This window comes from Pseudomonas sp. 13B_2.1_Bac1, from assembly GCF_025466155.1.
Lineage (GTDB): Bacteria > Pseudomonadota > Gammaproteobacteria > Pseudomonadales > Pseudomonadaceae > Aquipseudomonas > Aquipseudomonas aylmerensis.
The window spans coordinates 1-23,058 of record NZ_JANLOH010000095.1; the positions used below are offsets into that span (position 1 = coordinate 1).

General features: G+C 61.9%; 20 protein-coding genes and 1 tRNA gene. 12 read left to right on the forward strand and 9 right to left on the reverse strand.

From position 1 onward, the window contains the following. Nucleotides 1-196 precede the first annotated feature (196 nt). Together NTD80_RS23580 and NTD80_RS23585 are read right to left on the reverse strand one after the other, a co-directional pair. Nucleotides 197-270 (reverse strand) — tRNA-Cys (locus tag NTD80_RS23580). A gap of 212 nt (nucleotides 271-482) precedes the next feature. Next, on the reverse strand, nucleotides 483-2,771 hold the full coding sequence (locus NTD80_RS23585; protein ID WP_262135195.1) for an acylase: 2,289 nt from the start codon (nucleotides 2,769-2,771) through the stop codon (nucleotides 483-485). A gap of 236 nt (nucleotides 2,772-3,007) precedes the next feature. On the opposite strand from NTD80_RS23585, the gene NTD80_RS23590 reads away from it, so the two are divergent. Next, on the forward strand, nucleotides 3,008-3,388 hold the full coding sequence (locus NTD80_RS23590; RefSeq protein ID WP_065908163.1) for a fe2+ zn2+ uptake regulation protein: 381 nt from the start codon (nucleotides 3,008-3,010) through the stop codon (nucleotides 3,386-3,388). 15 nt (nucleotides 3,389-3,403) lie between these two features. Here NTD80_RS23590 and NTD80_RS23595 read toward each other — a convergent pair whose 3' ends face one another. Next, nucleotides 3,404-3,592, reverse strand: coding sequence for a hypothetical protein (locus NTD80_RS23595; protein ID WP_016978057.1), 189 nt, complete (start codon nucleotides 3,590-3,592; stop codon nucleotides 3,404-3,406). Between the two features lie 171 nt (nucleotides 3,593-3,763). On the opposite strand from NTD80_RS23595, the gene NTD80_RS23600 reads away from it, so the two are divergent. Together NTD80_RS23600 and NTD80_RS23605 are read left to right on the forward strand one after the other, a co-directional pair. Continuing rightward, nucleotides 3,764-3,898: a hypothetical protein gene (locus NTD80_RS23600; RefSeq protein ID WP_256595088.1), complete on the forward strand. Its 135-nt coding sequence runs from the start codon at nucleotides 3,764-3,766 to the stop codon at nucleotides 3,896-3,898. Between the two features lie 434 nt (nucleotides 3,899-4,332). After that, nucleotides 4,333-7,665 (forward strand): membrane-targeted effector domain-containing toxin, encoded by a 3,333-nt coding sequence (locus NTD80_RS23605; RefSeq protein ID WP_262135196.1) that lies wholly within the window; start codon nucleotides 4,333-4,335, stop codon nucleotides 7,663-7,665. Nucleotides 7,666-7,728: 63 nt separating this feature from the next. Here NTD80_RS23605 and NTD80_RS23610 read toward each other — a convergent pair whose 3' ends face one another. The 5 genes from NTD80_RS23610 to NTD80_RS23630 are packed head-to-tail and all read right to left on the reverse strand — an operon-like array spanning nucleotide 7,729 to nucleotide 12,135. After that, nucleotides 7,729-8,490 (reverse strand): ABC transporter permease, encoded by a 762-nt coding sequence (locus NTD80_RS23610; protein ID WP_262135197.1) that lies wholly within the window; start codon nucleotides 8,488-8,490, stop codon nucleotides 7,729-7,731. Then, nucleotides 8,487-9,686 (reverse strand): ABC transporter substrate-binding protein, encoded by a 1,200-nt coding sequence (locus NTD80_RS23615; RefSeq protein WP_213553755.1) that lies wholly within the window; start codon nucleotides 9,684-9,686, stop codon nucleotides 8,487-8,489. The genes NTD80_RS23610 and NTD80_RS23615 overlap by 4 nt, the downstream gene beginning before the upstream one ends. Then, a complete protein-coding gene (locus NTD80_RS23620) occupies nucleotides 9,673-10,476 on the reverse strand; it encodes an ABC transporter ATP-binding protein (RefSeq protein WP_262135198.1) in 804 nt (267 codons plus the stop codon). Before NTD80_RS23620 ends, NTD80_RS23615 begins: the two co-directional genes overlap by 14 nt. Continuing rightward, nucleotides 10,473-11,534, reverse strand: coding sequence for an acyl-CoA dehydrogenase family protein (locus NTD80_RS23625; protein ID WP_262135199.1), 1,062 nt, complete (start codon nucleotides 11,532-11,534; stop codon nucleotides 10,473-10,475). The genes NTD80_RS23620 and NTD80_RS23625 overlap by 4 nt, the downstream gene beginning before the upstream one ends. A 40-nt stretch (nucleotides 11,535-11,574) precedes the next feature. Continuing rightward, nucleotides 11,575-12,135: a carboxymuconolactone decarboxylase family protein gene (locus NTD80_RS23630; protein ID WP_262135200.1), complete on the reverse strand. Its 561-nt coding sequence runs from the start codon at nucleotides 12,133-12,135 to the stop codon at nucleotides 11,575-11,577. Nucleotides 12,136-12,236: 101 nt separating this feature from the next. Between NTD80_RS23630 and NTD80_RS23635 the strand changes: the two genes are divergently transcribed. Beyond that, on the forward strand, nucleotides 12,237-13,139 hold the full coding sequence (locus NTD80_RS23635) for an AraC family transcriptional regulator (RefSeq protein WP_262135201.1): 903 nt from the start codon (nucleotides 12,237-12,239) through the stop codon (nucleotides 13,137-13,139). Here the strand turns inward: NTD80_RS23635 and NTD80_RS23640 are convergent. Next, complete coding sequence (locus tag NTD80_RS23640; protein ID WP_262135202.1) at nucleotides 13,136-14,047, reverse strand: LysR family transcriptional regulator; 912 nt, start codon at nucleotides 14,045-14,047, stop codon at nucleotides 13,136-13,138. The two genes, NTD80_RS23635 and NTD80_RS23640, sit on opposite strands and share 4 nt — an antisense overlap. Nucleotides 14,048-14,164: 117 nt before the next feature. Here NTD80_RS23640 and NTD80_RS23645 point away from each other — a divergent pair, with 117 nt between their 5' ends. The 8 genes from NTD80_RS23645 (at nucleotide 14,165) to glgA (ending at nucleotide 23,043) form a co-directional block, all read left to right on the forward strand. Beyond that, a complete protein-coding gene (locus NTD80_RS23645) occupies nucleotides 14,165-15,160 on the forward strand; it encodes an aldo/keto reductase (protein WP_262135203.1) in 996 nt (331 codons plus the stop codon). Between the two features lie 141 nt (nucleotides 15,161-15,301). Next, nucleotides 15,302-17,296, forward strand: a complete 1,995-nt coding sequence (locus NTD80_RS23650) for a methyl-accepting chemotaxis protein (protein ID WP_262135204.1) — start codon at nucleotides 15,302-15,304, stop codon at nucleotides 17,294-17,296. A gap of 78 nt (nucleotides 17,297-17,374) precedes the next feature. Continuing rightward, nucleotides 17,375-17,833 carry an SRPBCC family protein gene (locus NTD80_RS23655; RefSeq protein ID WP_262135205.1) on the forward strand — a complete coding sequence of 153 codons (459 nt, stop codon included), beginning with the start codon at nucleotides 17,375-17,377 and terminating at the stop codon, nucleotides 17,831-17,833. A 111-nt stretch (nucleotides 17,834-17,944) separates the two neighbouring features. Further along, nucleotides 17,945-18,391, forward strand: a complete 447-nt coding sequence (locus NTD80_RS23660; RefSeq protein ID WP_065908136.1) for a DUF411 domain-containing protein — start codon at nucleotides 17,945-17,947, stop codon at nucleotides 18,389-18,391. Between the two features lie 3 nt (nucleotides 18,392-18,394). Then, a complete protein-coding gene (locus NTD80_RS23665) occupies nucleotides 18,395-18,838 on the forward strand; it encodes a YqaA family protein (protein ID WP_262135206.1) in 444 nt (147 codons plus the stop codon). Nucleotides 18,839-18,883: 45 nt separating this feature from the next. Continuing rightward, nucleotides 18,884-19,897 (forward strand): alpha/beta fold hydrolase, encoded by a 1,014-nt coding sequence (locus NTD80_RS23670; protein ID WP_262135207.1) that lies wholly within the window; start codon nucleotides 18,884-18,886, stop codon nucleotides 19,895-19,897. A gap of 26 nt (nucleotides 19,898-19,923) precedes the next feature. Then, entirely contained in the window at nucleotides 19,924-20,877 is a 954-nt protein-coding gene (locus NTD80_RS23675; protein WP_262135208.1) for a D-2-hydroxyacid dehydrogenase family protein, read from the forward strand. A 612-nt stretch (nucleotides 20,878-21,489) separates the two neighbouring features. Then, nucleotides 21,490-23,043, forward strand: a complete 1,554-nt coding sequence (gene glgA, locus NTD80_RS23680) for a glycogen synthase GlgA (protein ID WP_065908128.1) — start codon at nucleotides 21,490-21,492, stop codon at nucleotides 23,041-23,043. Nucleotides 23,044-23,058: the final 15 nt, after the last annotated feature.

A 23,058-nucleotide genomic window follows, 5' to 3' on the forward strand; every position in this document is an offset into this window, starting at 1 on the left:
GTTAGTGGACGCTCAGACTCCTTAGTCTTAGAGTACAACTCCACGTCCAATCAGGAAGAGACACACCGATAGAGGCGTCTTAAATCTCCCAAAAAAAGCTAGGGATGCGGCAGCGATCCCTAAAGCTGCGGAAGCAATGACCAAACCGCAGGCAATAAAAAACCCCGTAGACGTTAATCTACGGGGTTTCTAAGAGTGGAGGCCGAGGTCGGAATCGAACCGGCGTAGGCGGATTTGCAATCCGCTGCATAACCATTTTGCTACTCGGCCTCAAACGATCAACGCCCTAACCACTGACATTCACCGCATAAAAACTTGAGTGGGCTATAAAACCCTGCCTCTACTCTAACTCATTGAATACATTGAAGTTTTTAATGCTTCGTTGCGTTCGATGGGCGCCATTATGTACTCATTTGCTTTTGCCTGCAACCCCTTGATTTCAAAAATATTTCGCATGGGGATCAAGGGGTTGCGTGCCTGCCCTACTCCTGTACGCGCCGTTCCTGATACGCCGGGTCGGCCTTGATCTGGGCGTCGGTGAAGGGCAGCGTGCGCAGTTTTTTCTGTGAGAATAGCTGCGTCTGGTCCTTGGAATGCGCGGACGCGGGGTTGCTCGACAGGGAGAATGCCAGCACGCCTTGTGCATGGGGGCCCTGGTCGTCGAAGGTGACGATTTGCAGGTAGCTGCTGCCGCTGACCACTTCGCGCTTGCCGTCGGCGCGAGGCACGGTTTGCATGGCGTTGTAGATCCCCAACTCCTGCGGGCCACCATGCACCGGGGTCTGGCCGGACACCTGGATATCGCCCCATCGGCTGTCGGCGCCCAGGCCGAGTTTGGCCACCGCTGCGCTGGAAGCCAGCATGGCTTCGCGCAGGGCTTGGGCAACGGGCGCGCGGTCGATGGCCAGGCCGCGTGGTGTGGTCAGCGGCTGGGTCGGGTCGAAGGGCACGCGCCAGGCGTCGGGGATTTGCTGCAGGTGTTCGACCAGATCGATGAAGTGCACCAGGCCCAGGCCGCTGTCGAGGTTGGCGTGCCGGTCCCAGGTGTTCAGGCGGCTGCACAGCGGTTGCAACGTGGTGGCGTCGGCGCCGAGTTGCTTGGCGCAGAACTCGAGCAGGTCAGGCATGACCTGGCCGGCGAGGTAGACCTCATTGTCCATGACCATGTTTTGCAGGTCGGCAACGCGGATCGGTTGCTTCTCCAGGGACTGCAGTCGCTGCAGGGCAAAACGCGCACGCGGGCCAAGGCCGATGTGGTCCTGGCTGATCACCGGTGAGAAGCCGGTCAGCGGCGCCTTGGGGTTGGCCATCCAGGCCGAGTCGTTGGAGTGCTGCACGTAGTCGGTGCGCGCAAGTTGTGGCAATTGGTCGGCGGCGAAGATGCCGGCCTGGGCCGCGCGCGGGTCCACATCCCAGGCGCAGGCGCTGTGGGCGCCGTCGAGGATGATCATCTGCAGGCCGGCACGCGGGTCGCTGCATTGCGCCAGTTTCGCTGCACTGACGTTGGGCACCACCGACAGGTTCATGTACAGGCTCTGGCCCTGGTCATCGGCGGCCACGGTGTTGACCCATGGAATGCCTTGCAGCGTGTGGACGGAGGTTTGCAGGGCCTTGAGGTCGCTTGCCTGGTTCATCGCGTACCACTGCTGCAGCACGCGGTCGTTGCCCAGGTTGGCATCGCGCAGGCTGAAGGCGTAGTGGTTGTCCCAATCGAGCTTGCCCGGCCATTGCACCACCGGGCCGAACTGCGAGCTGTAGACCGGATGCACCACGGGTTGAATGCTGCCGTCCGGCTGTTTGACCTGCACGGTCACCGTGGTTTTTTCCAGCGCAATGGATTTGCCATCGAGCAGGTAGCGCGTGGCGTCCTTGGGATCCAGCGTCAGGCGATACAGCGTGAAGTGCTTGGAGGTATCCACCGTATGGGTCCACGCCACATGCTGGTTGAAACCGATATTGATCACCGGCAGGCCGGGCAATGCGGCGCCCATCACATCGAGCTGGCCGGGGATGGTCAGGTGCATCTCGTAGAAACGCATGCCACCCACCCACGGGAAATGCGGGTTGGCCAGCAACATGCCACGGCCATTGAACGAACGCTCTCGGCCGACCGCGACCGCGTTACTGCCGCGGTCCAGGCTAAAGCGCTGTTGCTGGGCGTCTGCCAGTGCAAAGGCCTTGGCGGTCGGCCGCACGCTGGCGGTCGCCTGAGGCGGCGCCGCGCCCACCAGGGCTTCGGCAAACTGGCCGACACCGCCTTCAACCAACAACCTGCGCGTCAGCTTCACCAAGTCGCCAACCTCCAGCGGCCGCACCCATGCCGCCTGGCATTGCGCGGGAGCGCCCTGCTCTTTCAGGTATCGGTTGTAGCCGGCGACGTAGCCTTCCATGCGCTGGCGGATCTGCGGGCTTTGCGCGTTCCAGAATGCGGTGACGGCCTGCGGCGTGTTCAACCAGGTGAAAAACACGTCACTGGCCAGGTTGTTGCGTTCCTCCAGGGTCGACTGCTCGGGACCGAAGAATTTGGCGCGCTGGCCATTCACCGTCACCACCTCATTGGCCAGCAGGCACAGGTTGTCCTGGGCATACGCGTAACCAATGCCCAAGCCCAGGCCGCGCTCGTCGCTGGCACGAATATGTGGCACGCCGAAACTGGTCCGCCGAATATCCGCCGACGCTTGTGTCGACTGTTCCCGCGCCGATGCGGCCAGGCTCAAACCCAGCAACAGCCCCGCCACGCACACCCTGGACAACCCGTTGGAAATAATCACGCAGACTCCACAGTCAAATTGAACACCCTCACCAGGGGTAGCTACCCCACCGTAAGGACGCAAAAAGCCGCGGACAATTTAGCGCGCGCCGAGGTTTATTTAAGGCGGCGCGACTGTGACAAAACCGATACCGACAAAATTTCTACATCCGAGACTTCATGATTTTGCTCGCTCGTACGTCTTATTAACTAAGAGCGCCATCATTTTCCTGATCAGGCTCTGATAAGGAGTTTTGCATGTACAACCCGCAAGTGCCCACGGACGGACATTCACCGGCAGCCGACGCCCACTACGGCAGCGGCGCACAGACGTTCGGCAAAGCGCCCGAACAGCAAGGCAACCAGCGTATTCGCCATTTGCTCAAGTGTTTCGGTTTGCGCACCAGCCTGATTCGGCTGAAGGTCATCGACGCCCTGCTCACCGCCGCCGACAACCAGCGCACGCTGGGCGTGCGCGGCGTGCACAGCCATTTGCTCGAACTGGGCATCCCGCTCTCGTTTCTGAGTGTGCGCGAGGTGCTCAAGCGCCTGTGCAGCGAGGGCGTGATCACCCTCAATGCAGATAAAAGCTACAGCCTCCATGAAGAGGCTGCGAAGGTTCTCGAAGGTCGCGCCTGACGGTGCGTCGCAGGCCTAGAGCTTGACCTTGCGGCGCATGATGCCGTTGATTACCACCACGACCACTGCGACCGCAATGGCGATGGTCTGGAACGTCTTCTCACTGATCGCCCCGATGTTCTGCAGATAGGACAGGCCAAACATCGTCGCCAGTACCGCCAGGGCGATCAGAATCGAGTATTTCAAACGTTGCTTTTGGGTCATGACGGGTTCCTGAACCTGAAAAATGTATCCACTTTGTATCGCCGAACATGCCAAGTACATACCCGGCAACGGGGATGGACGCGGGTCGGCAGGGTCCTATGTTACAGGCGATGAAAAGCTTTGGCTTGTCTGACGCCTGATTGATCCTGTAAGCCCCCGGAGGACTTGGACATGCTTCGTCGTATCGCACTGCTGATCCCCTTGCTGGTCATGTTGAGCATGAGCGGCTGCTTCTTTTTCCCGCACGGAGGCGGCTGGCACGACCATCGCTATTCAGAAGGCGGGCCGGGGTACTACCACCGCTGACGCCTGGGCGGTATCAGAAAATTCTCTGATTCACCGACACTCGGTCTTACACACAGCAGTCCCCTCAGGAGGAACCTCGGCGGGTGTTTTCCACACCCAAAGAGGCGCCTGAGGAACAGGGAACCTCCTAATGACAGGCGCTTTTACTTGGCAAGTCAGAAAGGTACCCACCCATGTCAATATCTGCCTATGCACCTCCCCACCAGCCCAGCGCTCAAACTCTCCCGCTTCCCACTCCCGCTGCGACACCCGGGTTACTCGTCAGCCCTGCACCGACACCTCAGCCCTCAGAGGGCGCCGACCAGACACCCACAGGGCGCCAACGGCGCTCACCTACCGACGCCACCCATACCGGGCTGGAACGGTCCCTGGCGGACAAACAGAACCTCAGGACCCTGGGGCAAAAACTCAACGAAATAGCCACACGCTTGGGAGTGAACACCACGCCCCAGGCAATCGTCGCCGCCCTGACAACCGCTCCCATGGATATTCATCCGGCCTCAACCTACGCCTCGCAAATAGACACCGCATCGACGCTTGAAGGCTTCATCAGCGACTACGGGCTGAAAATGCCCAACAGCCATTTTGCCCTGACCGCGCTGGCCGACGCCGTGCTTGACCGCTCCATGCAACACCCGCTGGGCAACTTTGGCGGCGCGCTGTCCTGGCCAGTGCCGTTGAGTAGCCAGGCGCAGCGCTCGCTCCTGGATACCGCCCGGCTCTATGCGACCCAGCATCCGAATCCACCGGGAATGGGAGCAAGCCCGAGTGTTCTGGAGTACTTGAACAGCAACCAGCCACTGTCCGCCGAGGCCATGAGGGACCCGGCAAAGGCGCTGGAAGCACTCCTTGGCACCGCGCGCGCGCCAGGGTTGGGTCAAGCCTTGCAAACCCAATTGAACGGTATTGCCACCGACGCCAGCCTAAACGACTACACGTTGGCGGCGATGAATCTATTTCTGGACCCGGAATCGATTGATGAGCCCAATAAAACCAAGGTTGCCGGCTTCGATCTGGTCCAGCGAAGTCATTGGGGCAAACCTGCTTGCGCGATAGTGGACAACCTCAGCAAGCATTTGGAGACCGAAGGCTACACCACCTCGGGAATGGCCAAGGTCGGTGCTTACCTGCTACTGGCCAGGACAGCGCCTGAATTGCTGATCAAAGATGTCCCCGCCAATGTCACCTATGGCAGCCCTGCCTGGGTCAGCCTGTCGATCGCGGCGGCGACGATAGAACACCAGACACCCGGTAGAGTCCCCAGCATGACCTTTGCCCAAGTCATGCTGGGTGCCGAAAATGCCGGCCTGCAAGACCTCGCCATGACCCAGCAGGCACAGACCGCTGCGCTGAGGGTCTGGGGGGTCGTCAACGGCGTGCTTTCTGAAACCGAGGCTGGCCGTTACAACATCACCGACATCGAGAAGGCCAGGAGTGCCTTCAATCAGCAGGCCCGCGCTCGCGTCGATGCCAGCAGCCAGATCGAGGCCCCGATTCCCAGCCGCAAGGAGATTGCGCTGGCCAAGCTGAAAGAAAGGTTTGGCGAGAATGTACCTTTTGAAGAGAAACTCCTGACGGTCAAGCACACCCCACAACAGTACAGCCCACCGCTTTTCGACCCCAATCGTGCGCCGGCCGGCCGACATTCACTGCTGGATATCGCCATGAGCGGGCTGCATCAATACGAGTGGGAATCCAGCGACGATCGGATCGTTGAGGGGACTCGAGGCAAGTCCCTCAATCTGGGGGTAAAAGCCGAGTTCGACAGTCAATTTGCCGAGGCCATCGACCTGCGCAAACAAGGTCTCACGACGGCCGTCAAACAGATGATTGCCCAACTCCCTCTGCCTGACAGGGAACAATTCGAATACGGCAAGCTCGAGTTCTTTCAAAATCATACCTACCAGTTGGGCATGGGCTTTACCGGCCGAACCCTTGCAGAAAAAAACCAGGCATTACTGGTTAAAACCACCGGGGTAGACGGCGAAAAGGTCTATGAGATCGATCTTAAACAGGGCTCGATCACCGCTGTGCCTGACAGTGTCCTGACCAGAGAGCGGGAGCGCGACGCCAACCGGGTGTTCCCGATCGAGCCGTTCAAACCCTCCGATACCGTTGCCGCAGCCCTGGCGCCAGGCGGTCAAGCAAGCGAGCCGCGCCCCGTTCCCAACAGCTTTGCAAGCACGCGAACCCAGGCGATTGCCGATGCTTTTGTCGAACACCTGCATATTGATAACAACGACGTGGTCAAGGAGGCCAAGGGCACCACGACGTTCGACCAGCAAATAGAAAACGAGTGGAAACTGGCGGATTTCTTTCTCGATCTGATTCCCCTCCGGTCGGCGATCGTCAACTTCCAAAACGGTAACTACCTGGACGGCGCAATCGACCTGGGCATGGACATTTTCGGGCTGGTCACTGCTGGCGCAGGCAAGGTGATCAGGGTCGGCGCCAAGGCTGCCAGCATGGCGAGCAAGGCCTTGAGCGTCGCGAAAATCCTCGGGACCACCGTCATCGGTGAACTCAACCCGCTGGGAGGGCTCGGCGATCTGGTGCAAGGGGGCGCCAAGCTGATCGGCAAGGGTGTGGACAAGCTCAAGGGCGCGACAGGCTCCTTGAACCTGGCCAATGCGGTGAGCCGCGAACATGGGCCGCTGACATACGGTACGTTCAAGTACGGGGGCCAGACCTACGAGGCCGACACCATCTTGTCGAATGGCCAGCGTTATGCCTACGATCCGGTCCAGATGAGGCCTTACGGCACCCCGTTGGACGACTTCAACCCCCTGGATGGAATGATGCCGCCCTCGCCGAGGATGGAGGTCGCCATAGGACGGCAAGGTAACGCCGGCGCTCATCGGTATAACCCCATCGACCGGCAGGGCCGTCACGTCCCCACCGCGCCCAAAACCGACCACTTGCCTGACGCAGAGTATGTAACGAGCATCAACGGTGCGCGCAATGACGCCCATTTCACCCCCAGCAGAAAAGCCGCAACCCGCGAAAAGTTTGGTCGGGAAATGGACGCCTTCTACCAACGCATGGCCGCTGGCGAACTGCCGGCGCGCCCGACCATTCCCGAGATCCCCAAAAGTGTCACACCTTCACAACTGATCGAAAAAGCGCTGGATGCGGCAGATGGGGTGGTCTTTGGTGACGTTCACAAAGACCTGGCGAGCTTCCAGACCCTGTTCGACAACGTGGACACCTTCAAGCAAAAAGGCGTGAAGAAGCTGTATATGGAGGCCACTTTTTATGACGCACAGATGAAGCTCGTCGACGACGGCATCGGCTACCTTGGGGATGGCATAACCCCACGGTTTCCCTCGTTCAATCAACTGGTTAAAAAGTTTTCCGATGCAGGCATAGAAGTCGTGCCGCTGGACCATTGCTACTTGACCCGGCACAAGGATGAACGCGAGCTGTACAAGCAAGCGATGAGGGCCGAGGACTTTGTGCCAAGGCTGAAGGAATTCAACTACTACGCCGCGCAGACCATCCGGCAAAACTCGGCGGGCGAAAAATGGATTGCCTTGATGGGCAACGCCCACATGAAAACCAGCCAAGGTATCCCGGGCGTGGCGGAGTTGACGGGCAGCATCGGTGTCGGGGTGTTTAAAAGGACCGATCCGGGGCCAAGCCTCGGGCTCAGGAAAACCAATCACGTGCCTGATCCAGCCCAGCGTTTGAAACCGGACGATCTGCCTGGTGACCTGCACATCTTCAAACAGGAAAAAGCGCCACCCCGGAATTCAGTGGCGGCGTGAGCCGGGTCGATGAACCGACCCACGAAAGCCCGGCGAATTGCCGGGCTTTCGTTTCAGGGCCTGTCAGCCCGCATGCACCCATCGCTGATGCAACCCGCGTGCAAGCGCGTCCAGCGCAAACCCCAGCACCCCGATCAACAGCACCATCGCCATCAGTTCCGAATAAGCCAACCGATCGCGGGTATCCAGGATGTAATACCCCAGCCCCGCACTGACCCCGAGCATTTCGCATGGCACCAGCACGATCCACAGGATCCCGATGGCCAGGCGCACGCCGGTCAGCACATGCCCGACCACGCCGGGGATGACCACGCGGCGCAAGGTTTCCCAGCGCGTGGCGCTCAGGCTCTGGCTCAATTGCAACCAGCGCGGATCCAACTGACGCACACCGGCTGCGGTATTGAGCATGATCGGCCACACAGCGGCGAAGGCCAGCAGGAAGTAGATCGGCGGGTCCCCTACCCCCATCAGCATCACCACGATGGGCATCCAGGACAACGGCGAGATCATCCGCAGGAACTGGAACGCGGGCGTGGTCGCCGCCTCCAGGTTGCGTGAACTGCCCACCAGCAGCCCGAGTGGCACCCCTACCAGCAAGGCCAGGAACAACCCGACAAAAATGCGCTTGAGGCTGACGGCGATGTGCAGATACAGCTCACCCCGACCGAGCAATTCCCACAGGCTGGTGAACGTCGCCGCCAGCGAAAAGCGCGCGGACAGACCGTCCGCGTCGCCCAGTACCTTCACCCCCAGCCACCAGAGCACCAGCAAACCAGCCAGGCCACTCAACCCGAGCAACCAGCCCGGGACTCTGCGGTTGTTCAAACGCCAATCTCCTCGGTCCGCTCAAAGCCGTCCGGCAAGCCAAAGGTCTTCATGCCGCCCACCGCTTCGATGGCATTGCGCACGAAGCGGTCGTCCACCAGGTCCTTGGCCACGAAGGCCGGGTCGAGGTCTGCGAGGAATTTCTTGTCGCCCTCGATCAGCGTGTCTTTCAAGCGCCGCACCAGTTCCTCGGTGTAGCTGGGGAACGGATAGGGCTGGAAGTCGATGCGGTGCTCATCCCAATTGGCGTGCTGGATAGCGCCATCGGCCAGGTAGGCCGCGCGGTCGCCGGCCGCCGGGGCGAGCACCTTGCTGAGCACCGGTTCGGCATGCGGCGTGTAGCGGTTCGGGCCGTCCTTGGACAGCAGTTTCACCGCCTCCTCGCGGTTGTCGCGGGTCCAGACCTGGGCCTTGACGATAGCGTTCACCACCTTCTGCGACCATTCCGGGCGGTTGGTCAGGTCGTGTTCATGCATGAACACCACGCAGCACGCATGGTTGCGCCACACGTCACCGGTAAAGCGCTGCACGCGGCCGACCTTGAGGTTCTCCGCCAAGGCGTTGAACGGCTCGGCGACGATGTAGCCATCGATGCGCTTGCTGGCCAGGGCCGGCGGCATGTCCGACGGCGGCAGCACGATCAGGTTGACCTCGTTCGCGGCAATCGCACTGCCGGCCGCACGGGCGACCGGGGTCAGGCCGTTGTCGCGAAACAGCTGCTGCACCACCACGTTATGGATCGAATACCAGAACGGAATCGCTACCGACTTGCCACCCAGTTGCTTCACCTCAGTAATGCCCGGTGACACGGTCAGGCCCGAACCGCCGACGTGGTTCCACGCCACCACCTTGGCCGGCACCTTGCTGCCATAGCGCGCCCACACGGTCATGGGGGACAGCAGGTGGATCACGTTGACCTGGCCCGAGATAAACGCCTCGATCACCTGCGCCCAACTGCGCAGCAGCACCGGGCGTTCGGCCTTGATGCCTTCGGCTTCGAACAGGCCATTGTTGTGGGCCACCAGCAACGGCGTGGCGTCGGTGATTGGCAAGTAGCCGATGCGTACCGGCGCATCCGGCTCGCTGGCGGCGCGCGCCTGCAGGCTGCTCAACAGTGGCAACGCGCCGGCGGCGCTGAGTACGGCGGACAGTTTGAGAAAATCACGGCGCGAGTGAGTCAGGTCATCCAGGCACATGGCAGGGCTCCGGCAGGTCAAGGGGGTTGGGTTGGGGGCGGCTCGCCTGCCGTAGGGTTTTGAGAATCTCGATGCGCAGCGTGCCGATGGCTTCCACCTGTTCTTCACGCGGCTGCGGCAGGTCGATCAGCCATTCGCCCAGCGTCCGCGCCGGGCGGTTGCCCAGTAGCAGGATGCGGTCGGACAGCAACAGCGCTTCATCAATGTCATGGGTGATCAGCACCGCCGCCGCGCCTTGCTCGCGATTGACCTTGAGCAACAGGTGCTGCATGTCCGCGCGGGTGACCTCGTCGAGGGCGCCGAATGGCTCATCCAGCAGCAATACCTGCGGCTGGCGTGCCAGGCAGCGCGCCAACGCCGTGCGCTGCGCCATGCCACCGGACAACTGCGCCGGAAACTGCTGGCGCGCGTGCTCCAGGCCCACCGCCGCGATGGCGTGGTCGACACGGTGGCGGCGCTCTTCAGGGCTGAGGTGCGGTTGGCGAGCGAAATCCAGGCCAAAGGCGACGTTCTTTTCCAGGCTCAGCCAGGGCAACAGGCTGGGGTCCTGGAACGCCACCGCGACGCGTGGATGCGGGCCATTCAAAGGCTCACCGAGCACACGTACGCTGCCGCCTTGAGGCGCTTGCAAACCGGCCAGCACACGCAACAAGCTGGACTTGCCGACACCACTGGGACCCAGGATCGACACCACTTCGCCAGGCTGCAACTGCAGGTCGAATCCCTGCAATACCGGGCCACTCGCGTACCCCAGGCAAATCCCCTGGGCCGTCAATACCGCCGGGCTCATAGGTTGGCCTGACGCTGCAACTCGGTGCGCAATTGCACCAGGCTCGGCGTGACGATGGGCACGAAAGCCGACTCACGCCAGCGTCGCGCAAACCCACTGCCATGCGCGGTGAGATAGGCCTTGCCACCGCTGGCCTGCAACTCCAGCTGCACAGCGCTGGCGGCGGTTTCGGCCAAGGCGATACGCAGCTTGAACAACGGCACAGGCTCGGCGGCAAAGCGCCCGGCCAACAGGTCGCTCTTCAACTCGCTGACTAAATGATCGAGGGTCACGCGCAATGTCTCGAGTTCTTCACGCAACACCGTACGGCTGGCCCCCAGATGGTTGGCGACTTCGGCCAGTGAGCGCCGCGCCAGGCCAATCGACATGCCGCACTGCAGGCCAAGGAACGCCGGGCGTACCGCTGGCAGAAACTTGCGCGCATCGTCATGCAGCAACCAGTCGCGGCTCAGCTCCACGCCTTCCAGGCCCAACGCCGCGGTGTTGCTCGATTGCAGGCCGAGCAACTCCAGGTCGCGCGAGCGCTGCAAGCCGGCCACTGAATCGGGAATCGCCAGGATAAACGGTGCGCCACCGCCGGCATGTTCAATCGCCGCAGCGGCCACAAAGCCGTTCTTGCGCAGGTTGGTCACCCAGTGCAGACGACCGTTGAGGGTCCAGCCGTGGTCGTTGGGTTCGGCGCTGATCTGCAACGTCTCGATGCCCGACAAAAACTTCATCGCATTCGACAATCCGGTCGCCCCCGCCAGCTTGCCGCTGAGCAGGTCCGGCAGCAGTTGCTCGCGCAGCCGCGCATTCGGGCTCTGCAGCAAATACTCGATAAACGAACGCTGGCCCCAGCACACGAAAGCCGCCGCCAGCGAATGGCTGGCGACATTGGCGATGGCCTCGACGGCGCCGGCCACATCCCCGCCCAGCCCGCCGAGTGCCGTGGGCACACCGATACGCAATACATTGGCTTCTGCCAGCCGTGGCAGCACTTCCTGTGGATCGCAACTGCCCACATCCAGGGCCTGCGCTTGAACATCGAGCCAACGGCTCAAGATAGGGTCAAGCATTCATGTTTCTCCTTGTTAACGCAGAGGGACCATCGCCACTTCAGCTGGCCGGTTTTTCCCAACGGTATTGCGCCAGCTCCGGGTTCAGCGGGGTACGGGCAAACACGTTAGCGAAGTTGCACAGGGTTGCCAGGCTGACGCCCAAAATAACTTCCAGGGCCTGGCCTTCGGAGTAGCCCGCCGCACGGAACGCGTCATAACCGGCATCGCTGACATCGCCGCGGGTGGCGATCACTTCACGGGTGAAGGCGGCGAGTGTCTCATACCGCGCATTGGGTAATTCGCCACGCTGGCGCAGCGCCTCGATCACCGCCTCCGGCAGCTTGGCTTTGTTGCGCGCCACGGCGGTGTGACCGGCAACGCAGAAGTCGCAGCCATGGGTCGTCGCGGCAATCAATTGCACCACTTCGCGATCAGCCAGGCTCAGTTCGGCCTTGGCGTTCAGGCCCGACACGGTGATGTAGGTTTCCAGCGCCGCCGGAGCATTGGCCAGCACCGCCAGCAGATTAGGGATAAAACCCGAGCCTTTCAGCGCGTTTTCGAGGAAGGGTTTGGCCGCCTCCGGAGCGGTTTCGGGGGTGAGCAGCGGTACACGGGACATGGAGTGGTCTCCTGGTGGGTGGTGTAACCAGTCTGTTGGTTATAAAAAAACCCCTCAATAGGCTAAAGTAGCGATTACTTGCTCTTGAGTCTTTCCATTAGATGAATTCGTCCAGTGCACTTGTCGATTGGTTATTAGACAGCCTCGAACTCAACACCAGCCTGTTCCACGTCGGGCGTTATTGCGGCGACTGGCACGCCAGTACCCACGGCCTGGCCCGGGCCAGTTTCCACCTGATCGTGCAGGGTCAGTGCTGGTTGCACATCGATGGCGAGCCCGAACCGGTGGCGCTGGACAACGGCGACGCGGTGTTCCTGCTGCGTGACCTTGAGTATCGACTGTCGGGTGAAGCCACGGCGGCAGGTGCGCAGGAATGCCCGCGTCGCCCAATGGAGCCGCTGGACAGCAGCGCCACCGACGGCGTGGGCTTGGTCTGCGGGTTCTTCCATTTCCAGTCCGGCCTGTCGGCGATGATTGTCGACACCCTGCCCGCCTGGATCGTGCTGCGAGCCGGCGATCCGTCACTCACGGCGGCGCGCAACCTGTTCGACCTGATCCTGCAAGAATGCGCACGCACTCCGCCCTCTTCGGCCTTGCTGGAACGCCTCTGCCATCTGCTGTTTCTGTATGTGCTGCGCCAGCAGGTGCTGGATAACACCGAACTTGGCGGCCTTGCCGCGCTGGCCCGGCAGCCGACATTTGCGCATTTGCTCGAGCAATTGATCGCCCACCCCGAGCAACCCTGGAGCCTGGAAAGCATGGCCGCCTGCACCGGGCTGTCGCGCTCGGCGTTTTTCAAGCGGTTCAATGAGCTGTGCGGGCAATCGCCGGGGCAAGTGTTGCTGATGATGCGCGTGCGCCATGCCTGCCAACTGTTCAAGCAGGACCAGACCGTGGCCGATGTAGCGCTGGCGGTGGGGTATCAATCAGTGGCGGCGTTTACCCGCGCGTTTCACAAGGTCACCGGGCAGCAGCCCGGCGCTTACCGCAAGGCCCAGGCTTAACGCTGCAACCCAGTGCCCGACCCGGCGCAGAGTTCCACCAGCCAATCAATGAATACCCGCACCCGCAGCGACAATTGCCGATGCGGCGGGTACAGCGCGGTCAATGCCATCGGCGGCGGCGTAAACCTCGGCAACACCTCCACCAGCCGACCTTCGGCCAGTGAGCGCCTGGCGTGATAGCACGGCGCCTGGATCAAGCCATAACCGGCCTCGCACGCGGCGAAATAGCCATCGGAACTGTTCACCGCCACAACCTTGGGCAGGTTGACCTCGCGCAGTTCACTGCCCACCTGGAACTCCAGGCCGAAGCGCTTGCCACTGGCACTGGAGACATACTCGACCATCTGGTGCCCCGCCAGGTCGTCCCATGTCGCGGGTGTACCAAAGCGTTCGAGGTAACCGGGGCTGGCCAGGGTCATTTGGTCCATCATTGCCAGTGGCCTGGCGACCAGTGATTCATCCAGGGCCAGGCCACCGCGCAACACGCAATCCACGCCTTCGCGGATCAGGTCCACCGTGCGGTCGTTGAGGCCGATTTCCAACTCGATCTGCGGGCAGCGCGCCGTGAACGTCGGCAGCGCCGGGATCACGATCAACCGGCCGATACCCGAGGGCATATCAACGCTCAAGGTGCCGCGCGGGTTCTGCCGGCGCGTGGAAAATACCGCCTCGGTTTCCTCAAGGTCGGCAAGCAATTGCACGCATCGCTGGTAGTACGCCGCACCGTCCAGGGTCGGGCTGACCTGGCGCGTGGTGCGTTGCAGCAATTGGACGCCGAGGTGCGCTTCGAGCTGCTTGATCAGGATGGTCACCGAGGCGCGCGGCAATTGCAGGCTGTCGGCCGCCTTGGCAAACCCGCCCAATTCGACGATCCGGGTGAAGACACGCATCGCATTAAAACGGTCCACGGGCCGGCTCCTGGGTGATTATTTAGAAATTACGAATAGTGATAGTGCTTTTAGCCGGTTTATCAAGGTTTTGTCGAGGATGACAATGCAGCCCTTCCCCACCCTGGAGCTGCACCCATGCACACTCGTCAACTCGGTAAAAACGGCCCGCACGTCTCCGCCATCGGCCTCGGCTGCATGGGCATGACGGATTTCTACACCACCGGCAGTGATACGCAGGAGGCCGTCGCCACGTTGCATCGCGCGCTGGAACTGGGGATCAACTTCCTCGATACCGCCGACATCTACGGCCCGCACACCAATGAGGCACTGATCGGCAAAGCCATCGCCGGCAAGCGCGACCAGGTGTTCCTGGCGAGCAAGTTCGGCATCGTGCGTGACCCGGCGAATCCGGCATTGCGCGGGGTTAATGGCCGGCCCGAATACATTCGCAATGCTATCGACGGCACCCTGCAACGGCTGGGCATCGACACCCTGGATTTGTACTACCAGCACCGTATCGACCCCTACGTCGCCATCGAAGAAACCGTCGGCGCCATGGCCGATCTGGTCACACAGGGCAAGGTGCGTTACCTGGGGCTGAGCGAAGCGTCCGCCGCCACACTGGAGCGCGCTCATCGTGTGCACCCCATCAGTGCCCTGCAAAGCGAGTATTCACTGTGGAGCCGCGATCAGGAACTCAACGGCTGCCTGGCTGCCTGCCAACGCCTGGGCATCGCCTTTGTGCCGTACAGTCCACTGGGCCGCGGGTTTCTCACCGGCGCGCTGAAAAGCCCGGATGATTTCGCTGCCGATGATTACCGCCGTTTCAGCCCGCGCTTCCAGGGCGACAACTTTGCGAAAAACCTGCTGCTGGTCCAACAGGTCCAGGCACTCGCTGCCGAAAAAGGCGTAACGGCCGGGCAACTGGCACTGGCGTGGGTGTTGGCACAGGGCGAGTTCATCCTGCCGATCCCCGGCACCAAGCAGCGCAAGTACCTGGAAGAAAACGTCGCCGCCGTCTCGCTGACCCTCAGCACCCGCGAGCTGACCGCGCTGGAGGCGATCTTCCCGGCCGATGCCACCGCCGGCCTGCGTTATCCCGAGGCGGTAATGGCGATGCTGGATATCTGACGCCTGACAGTGGAGCGCCCGAAAAGGGCGCCCCCTTTTTTCTTGTACGATCGTACCTAAAGGTCGTCCCTGCCAAGCCGATAGCCCTACGAAGCTCCAAAAAGCCGCGTCGACAATAAACGCTTCGTAAGGACGAATCCCATGCCCCCACTGCGCTCCATCCAAACTCGCTACACCCTGTTTCTGGTGCTGTTCGTCCTGGTGTTATTGGTCTTGACGGTCGTGGGTATCGGCCAGTTGGTTGCGCCGAAGCTGCAGTACACCGAAGAACAGGTGGTGCTCAACCGCATCAGTGAAGTGGCCGAGCAGATCCAGGGCGAACTGAACAAGGTCCAGGCCCAGCAACGCAGCATCACCCAGACCATTGTGCTGCTCGACAGCGATGCCATCGACAAGGTCCTGCCCGGCCTGGTGGACCAGTACGGCGAGCTGAAAGTCTTCGGCGGCGGCATCTGGCCGCTGCCCAACCAGCGCACGCCGGGGCGCAACAAGCACAGCACGTTCTGGCACCGCGATGCGTCGGGCAAGCTCGTAGTGAACACGTTCTGGAACAGCGACCCTGCCCCCAATTACTACGACCAGAGCTGGTACAAGGGCGGCCTCGCCGCGCCGCGTGGCCAATGTGCCTGGGCTGCCGCCTACAAGGACGACGCCAGCCAGGAGCCGCGCACCAACTGCGCCATGGCGATCCAGCGGGACGGTGCGGCGTATGGCGTCGCCACCATTGACGTGACCCTGGGCTTTTTCAACGCACTGGTGGCCAGCAAGGAAAAAGACATCGGCGGGCAGATGCTGATCGTCGAAGGCGACGGCAAGATCATCAGCAACAGCACGCGCCTCAGTGGCCCGGTGGTGTTGAAGAACATCAGCGAACTCACCGGCACCTCGGCATTTGCCGCCCAGGTCAGCAAAGCCCTGGCCCACCGTGACCAGGCCTTGCAGCGCAGCGAGTTCGACAACCAGGGCGTGGCCAGCACGTTCTATATGCGCCCCATCGAAGGCACGCCGTGGTTCCTGGCGACCGCCCTGCCCACCTCGTTGATCACCGCCCAGCGCGACGACGTGCTCGGCAGCCTGGCCCTGGTGCAAATCCCCATGGTGCTGCTGTTGGTGCTGCTGGCGGCCTATGCGATCCGCCAACTGGTGCAACGCATGAACACGCTGAAAGCCAATATTGACGCATTGTCCGCCGGTGACGCCGACCTGACGCGACGCATCACCATCCGCGCTGAAGACGAACTGGGCGCCATCGGCCACTCGGTCAACCGCTTTATCGTGTACCTGCAAAACATGATCGGCGAGGTCACGCAGGCCACCGGCGCCATGTCGTCGGGCCTTGAACAACTGCAGAAAACCTCGGCGCACACCAACCAGATCCTGGTGCGCCACGCCTCGGAGACCGACCAGACCGTCACCGCCATCACCGAGATGAGTTCCACCGCCGACACAGTTGCGCAGAACGCCGCAGAAACCGCCTCGTTCACTCAACGCGCCAACGAACACGCCGACCGTTCCCGCGTGGTGGTCGGCGAAGCCTCCAGCAGTGTCAGCGCCCTGATCGGCGAAGTGGCCAGCGCCACCCACACCGTGGAGAACATGCGCCAGGACGCCGCGCGCATCACCGAAACCCTGGGCGTAATCGGCGCGATTGCGGGCCAGACCAACCTGCTGGCGCTCAACGCCGCAATCGAAGCGGCACGGGCCGGCGAACAAGGCCGGGGGTTTGCCGTGGTCGCCGACGAAGTCCGAGCACTGGCCGCGCGCACCCAGGCCAGCACCTCGCAGATCAACGAAATGCTCGCGCGTTTGACTACCGGGGTGAGTTCGTCGGTGGCGGCCATGGAAAACACCCAGGCCAGTTGCCAATCGGCGGCGGATGCCACCGCGCGGGTCAACACCGGCCTGGACGAGATGGCAGGCTCGGTCAGCCATATCAACAACCTCAGCACGCAGATCGCCACGGCCGCCGAGCAGCAAAGCGCGGTGACCGAGGAGATCAACCGCAGCATGGTGCAGATCCGACATATGGTCGAGGAACTGGTGGAGAGCGGCCATGCCACGCAAACCAATACGCAGACGCTGCTGGACGCCAATGGGCGCGTGATTGCCTTGATGGGGCGTTTCAAGGTGAGCTGATAAATGGCCTGGATACTCCCGTGCAATGCGCGGGAGTCGGACTATTCTGACAGTTCACAGCCACACAGGAGGTGTGCCATGCGCGCTGCAGAGCAGTCAGTCCGCTTGGAGCGGATCAGTCAGGAACGCTTTATCGAGGCCCCCATCGATGCCGTCTACGACTATGTGACCCAGCCGGATCGCTGGCACGAATGGCACCCCACATCCCTGAGTGCTGACACCGGCACCACCGGTTCACTCCCCGTCGGCACGCGCTTTACCGAAATGATCGACCTCTTGGGCGTGCGCGTGCCCATGAGTTACCGCGTACAGATCGCCCGCCGCCCCGGCGAGTTCAAGACCGTGTTTACCTCCCTCGCCGTCGATGGCTCCATTCACTACTTCCTGCAGCCGTTTCGCGGCGGCACGCTGTTCAAGCGCGTGCTCACCTATGAGACCGAATTGCAGCTGGCCACCCTGCATGAGCGCATGATCGAGTTGTCCGCGATTGCCCTGGACCAACTCAAGCATCGGCTGGAAAACCCGCCCTTCGTATAATTTTGAAACATTACCGCGAAGGTTGCTCGCCGGTGGGCGCTGGCTTGCCTGCGATGACGTCGTCATGATCGCCGCCATCCCAATCGCCACTTCCTGCTTGCGAGCCTCCTGATGAAAACCACTCTGCGCCTGGCCCTGCTGTCGGCCCTGTTCACCACCACCCTGGCCCAGGCCGCCGACCTGATCCCCATCGACGTACACCGCGACGCCAACTGCGGTTGCTGCAAGAAGTGGATCAGCCACCTGGAAAGCAACGGCTTCAAGGTCAATGACCATGTCGAAGCCAATATGAGTGACGTCAAGCAACGTCTTGGCGTGGCGCCGCGCCTGGGCTCGTGCCACACCGCCGTGATCGACGGCAAGTTTGTCGAAGGCCATGTGCCCGCCGAGCAGGTCCTGGCGCTGCGCAAGCGCAACGACCTGCTGGGAATCGCCGCACCGGGCATGCCCATGGGTTCGCCGGGCATGGAAGTCGAAGGTCGCAGCGAGGCGTATCAGGTCATCGGCCTGACCCGCGACGGCCAGGATGTGGTGGTGGCCGAGTACCCGGCACACTGACCGATGCTTGCCGGTTACCTGGGGCTGTTTCTCGCCGCGTTTGGCGCCGCGACCCTGCTGCCCCTGCAATCCGAAGCCGTGCTGGTAGGCCTGCTGCTCAGCGGGCATTACAGCCTGTGGTGGCTGCTGGTGATCGCGACACTGGGCAATGTGCTGGGGTCGGTGGTGAACTGGCTGCTCGGGCGCGGGGTGGAGCGCTTCAAGCACTGGCGCTGGTTTCCGGTCAGCGACCCGCAACTGTCCAAAGCCCGGCACCATTACCAGCGTTGGGGGCACTGGACACTGCTGCTCAGTTGGGTACCGATCATCGGTGACCCGCTGACGCTGGTCGCCGGGGTGATGCGCGAGCCGTTGTGGCGTTTCCTGCTGCTGGTGACCCTGGCCAAGGGCGTGCGTTACGGGGTGCTGGCAGCCCTGACCTTGCAGTGGGTGTTAATCCCCACTTAATCGCCTCCCAACAGCATCCGAGACATCTTGTCTGGAGCCCCGCCCATGCCTCTGATCCGCACCTTTTGCCTTGCCGGCCTGCTCACCGCCAGTGTCACCCCGGTGTTCGCAGCCACTGAAGGCCCCGCCTACGGGCCTGAACTGCAAGGCTTTGCGTACCCCTATCCCCTTGAGCACTTCAACTTCCAGTCCCAGGGCAAGTCCCTGCAGATGGGCTACATGGACATCCCCGCCACCGGCAAGGCCAACGGGCGCAGCGTGGTGCTGATGCACGGCAAGAACTTCTGCGGCGCTACCTGGGAAGGCTCGATCAAGGCCTTGAGCGAGGCCGGTTACCGGGTGATCGCGCCCGACCAGATCGGCTTCTGCACCTCCAGCAAGCCTGATCACTATCAGTACAGCTTCCAGCAACTGGCGCAAAACACCCATCAACTCCTGGAAAAGCTCGGCATTCACCAGGCGACCATTATCGGCCACTCCACCGGTGGCATGCTCGCCACTCGCTACGCCCTGCTCTATCCGGCCCAGACCGAGCAGCTTGGGCTGGTGAACCCGATTGGCCTGGAAGACTGGAAAGCCCTCGGCGTGCCCTACAGCAGCGTCGACCAGTGGTACCAGCGCGAGCTTAAACTCAGCGCCGAAGGCATTCGCAAGTACGAACTCAACACCTACTATGTAGGGCGCTGGAAGCCCGAATACGACCGCTGGGTGGATATGCTCGCCGGCCTCAACAAAGGCCCGGGCCATACCCAGGTGGCATGGAACTCGGCATTGATTTACGACATGATCTTCACCCAGCCGGTTTACTACGAGTTCAAGGACCTGCAGATGCCGACCCTGCTGTGGATCGGCACCGCGGACAACACCGCGATCGGCAAGGATCTGGCGCCGCCGGAGGTGAAGGCCAAGCTCGGCAATTACGCGGTACTCGGCAAGCAGGTGGCCAAGCTGATCCCGCGTTCCACCCTGGTGGAATTCCCGGGCCTGGGCCATGCACCGCAAATGGAAGAACCGGCACAGTTCAATAAAGCATTGTTGCAGGGCTTGAACGCCCTTTAATCCAACCTTTTTCGAGGCACGCGTGAATGTCGGTACAGATCGCAGTCATTGATGATTGGCAGAAAGTAGCCAGGGGCGTGGTGGACTGGTCGGTGCTGGAGTCGGTAGGCCAGGTGCATTTCCTGCATGACTACCCGGCGGACACCGCCACCCTGATCGAGCGGCTGCAGGGGTTCGAGGTGATTTGCGTGATGCGCGAGCGCACCACTTTCGACAAGGCCCTGCTGCAGGGCTTGCCCCAACTCAAACTGCTGGTGACCGGCGGCATGCGCAACGCGGCCATCGACATCCCGGCGGCCAAGGCGTTGGGCATCCAGGTGTGTGGCACCGACAGCTACAAGCAGGCCGCGCCGGAACTGACCTGGGCACTGATCATGGCCTCCACGCGCAACCTGGTGGCCGAAGCCAACTCGCTGAGAGCGGGCGGCTGGCAGGTGGGACTGGGCGGCGACCTGTATGGCAAGACCCTGGGGATCCTGGGGCTGGGCAGCATCGGCCAGAAAGTCGCGCAGTTCGCCCAGGTGTTCGGCATGCGCGTGATTGCCTGGAGTGAAAACCTCACGCCGGAACGCGCAGCCGCCTCGGGCGTGACGTGGGTCAGCAAGCGCGAGTTGTTTGAACAGGCCGACATTCTCACCATTCACCTGGTGCTCAGCGACCGCACCCGCGGCCTGGTGGATGCCGAGGCGCTGGGTTGGATGAAACCCAGCGCACGCCTGGTGAACACCGCGCGCGGTCCGATTGTGGATGAGCAGGCACTGGTGCGGGCCCTGCAAAACGGCCAACTGGCCGGCGCCGCGCTGGATGTGTTCAGCGAAGAACCGCTGCCCGCCGACCATCCGTTTCGCCAACTGGACAATGTGCTGGCCACACCGCACGTGGGGTATGTCAGCGAGCAGAACTACCGGCAGTTCTACCAGCAGATGATCGAGGACATCCAGGCCTGGGCCAATCAGGCCCCCCTCCGACTGCTCAACTGAAAGGGGGAGCAGCAATTCTCCCCTATCAAGCACACTTGATCAGGGAGCCGTCCCCCCCTTAGCAAGCACACTTCATGAGGGAACCCCTCCCCCTTAGCAAGCCGCTCCCCTGTGGTGAGCAGGCTTGCCCTGCGTTGGGCTGCGCAGCAGCCCCAAAACCTGCCCCCCCGCCCAACCTGATGCACCCCACGCACCACATCGGAGCACTTCACCGTCACACCCCCTGCAACCCTACCTCCGCCTACCCCGCCCACCAACCCCACCCCCGTTTTCCCAGCTTTGCATATCGTTACAAGTATTTTGTCCTACAAAAATCCCCCACAAACCCTACAGGCTCTAGGATCTGTCCTAGACTGATGACCGATGGGTCCGTTTCAAAACAAAAACCCCGCGAAAAAATCGAAACTTTCCAACTCTGCCATAGGTCAGGTTTAGGGTAAGGCGCGCACAAGCGGTTCACACCAGATGCCGTCTATCCATTCTTTTTGAGCTAACCGTGCAACTGGCATACGCCTTGCCAGTTTGTCATTGCGCTTGTGCGCCTGGCCGCAGGATGCGGTCAACGGAGCTAGTGGCAGCGGGCCACTAGCCGACCAACACGTGGAGAGAACTATGATCAGTGCCGCTGCAAGTATTCAAGGAGAGCGTGTTAGTCAGCCAGTTGGCGGGTCGACAGCTTTAGTCGACCTCAACACGGTGCGGCCGGTCCCGAGTCATAATCCCAATCGCAAGAAAGTCCTGTTCGTCACCTCCGAATTCGCCGACCTGGTCAAGACCGGCGGCCTGGGCGACGTGTCTGCCGCCCTGCCCCGTGCCATGGCGCACCTGCACGATGTGCGCGTGCTGATCCCCGGCTACCCGCAGGTAATGGAGAGTGACAACCCGATCCATATCATTGGTGAACTGGGCGGCCATGCCGCGCTGCCACCGTGCAAGATCGGGCGCATGGACCTCAAGGACGGCCTGGTTATCTATGTACTGATCTGCCCTGAGCTCTATGAGCGCGAAGGCACGCCCTACGGCGCCAATAACGGCCGAGACTGGCCCGACAACCACATTCGCTTCGCCCGCCTGGGCCTGGCAGCCGCCGACATGGCCGCCAACCTGGCGCAGATCCACTGGTGCCCGGACCTGGTGCACGCCCATGACTGGCCCGCTGGCCTGGCCCCGGCCTATATGCACTGGCGTGGGTCACGCACCCCGACCCTGTTCACCATCCATAACCTGGCCTACCAGGGTGTGGTCAGCCTGGCCTCGACGCCGGAGCTGGGCATTCCACCCCACGCGCTGCAACAGGAAGGCATGGAGTTCTACGGCAAGATGTCGTTCCTCAAGGCCGGCATGGCTTACTCAAGCCATATCACCACCGTGAGCGCGACGTACGCCCAGGAAATCACCACCCCGGAATTCGGCTGCGGACTCGACGGTTTCCTTGCCGCCAAGACCCAGCAAGGCCTGCTCAGTGGCATTCCAAACGGCATTGATGAAAGCTGGGAAACCTCCACCGACACGCACCTGACCCACAACTTCAACATTGGCGACTGGGAAGGCAAGGCGATCAACGCCGGCCATGTGCGCGAATTGTTCGGCCTGCATGACTCCACCGGCCCGCTGTTCGCCGTGGTCTCGCGCCTGGTCTACCAGAAAGGCCTGGACCTGACCGAGGCCGTGTCGAGCTTTATCGTCGAAAACGGCGGCCAGATCGCGATCATCGGTCGCGGCGAGCCCGAAGAAGAGCAAGCCATGCGTGAATTGGCGCTGCGCTTCCCTGGGCAGGTCGGCGTGCGTATCGGCTTCAACGAAACCGACGCCCGCCGCATGTTCGCCGGCAGCGACTTCCTGCTGATGCCTTCACGCTACGAACCCTGCGGCCTGAGCCAGATGTACGCCCAGCGCTTCGGCTCGCTGCCGGTGGCACGCAACACCGGCGGGCTGGCGGACACCATCGAGAATGGCGTCACCGGGTTCCTGTTCAATGAATCCACGGTAGAAAGCTACGAAGAGGCGCTGAGCCGCGCGTTCCGCGTGTTCGCCAACAAGGGCCTGCTCAACGCCATGCGCAGCCGCGCCATGACCCAGCCCTTCAACTGGTGCCAGGCGGTAGAACCCTACGCCGAACTGTATGAACAACTGGTGGCCAAGGCCTTGGGGAAATCGACTAAATAATCAAGGGAGGTCTTC

Bases quoted from the DNA above. Each gene is read 5' to 3' on its own strand.
- NTD80_RS23590 (WP_065908163.1), top strand. From the start codon at position 3,008: ATGTACAACCCGCAAGTGCCCACGGACGGACATTCACCGGCAGCCGAC.
- NTD80_RS23595 (WP_016978057.1), bottom strand. From the start codon at position 3,592: ATGACCCAAAAGCAACGTTTGAAATACTCGATTCTGATCGCCCTGGCG.
- NTD80_RS23600 (WP_256595088.1), top strand. From the start codon at position 3,764: ATGCTTCGTCGTATCGCACTGCTGATCCCCTTGCTGGTCATGTTGAGC.
- NTD80_RS23615 (WP_213553755.1), bottom strand. From the start codon at position 9,686: ATGTGCCTGGATGACCTGACTCACTCGCGCCGTGATTTTCTCAAACTG.
- NTD80_RS23620 (WP_262135198.1), bottom strand. From the start codon at position 10,476: ATGAGCCCGGCGGTATTGACGGCCCAGGGGATTTGCCTGGGGTACGCG.
- NTD80_RS23625 (WP_262135199.1), bottom strand. From the start codon at position 11,534: ATGCTTGACCCTATCTTGAGCCGTTGGCTCGATGTTCAAGCGCAGGCC.
- NTD80_RS23630 (WP_262135200.1), bottom strand. From the start codon at position 12,135: ATGTCCCGTGTACCGCTGCTCACCCCCGAAACCGCTCCGGAGGCGGCC.
- NTD80_RS23635 (WP_262135201.1), top strand. From the start codon at position 12,237: ATGAATTCGTCCAGTGCACTTGTCGATTGGTTATTAGACAGCCTCGAA.
- NTD80_RS23645 (WP_262135203.1), top strand. From the start codon at position 14,165: ATGCACACTCGTCAACTCGGTAAAAACGGCCCGCACGTCTCCGCCATC.
- NTD80_RS23650 (WP_262135204.1), top strand. From the start codon at position 15,302: ATGCCCCCACTGCGCTCCATCCAAACTCGCTACACCCTGTTTCTGGTG.
- NTD80_RS23655 (WP_262135205.1), top strand. From the start codon at position 17,375: ATGCGCGCTGCAGAGCAGTCAGTCCGCTTGGAGCGGATCAGTCAGGAA.
- NTD80_RS23660 (WP_065908136.1), top strand. From the start codon at position 17,945: ATGAAAACCACTCTGCGCCTGGCCCTGCTGTCGGCCCTGTTCACCACC.
- NTD80_RS23665 (WP_262135206.1), top strand. From the start codon at position 18,395: ATGCTTGCCGGTTACCTGGGGCTGTTTCTCGCCGCGTTTGGCGCCGCG.
- NTD80_RS23670 (WP_262135207.1), top strand. From the start codon at position 18,884: ATGCCTCTGATCCGCACCTTTTGCCTTGCCGGCCTGCTCACCGCCAGT.
- NTD80_RS23675 (WP_262135208.1), top strand. From the start codon at position 19,924: ATGTCGGTACAGATCGCAGTCATTGATGATTGGCAGAAAGTAGCCAGG.
- glgA (WP_065908128.1), top strand. From the start codon at position 21,490: ATGATCAGTGCCGCTGCAAGTATTCAAGGAGAGCGTGTTAGTCAGCCA.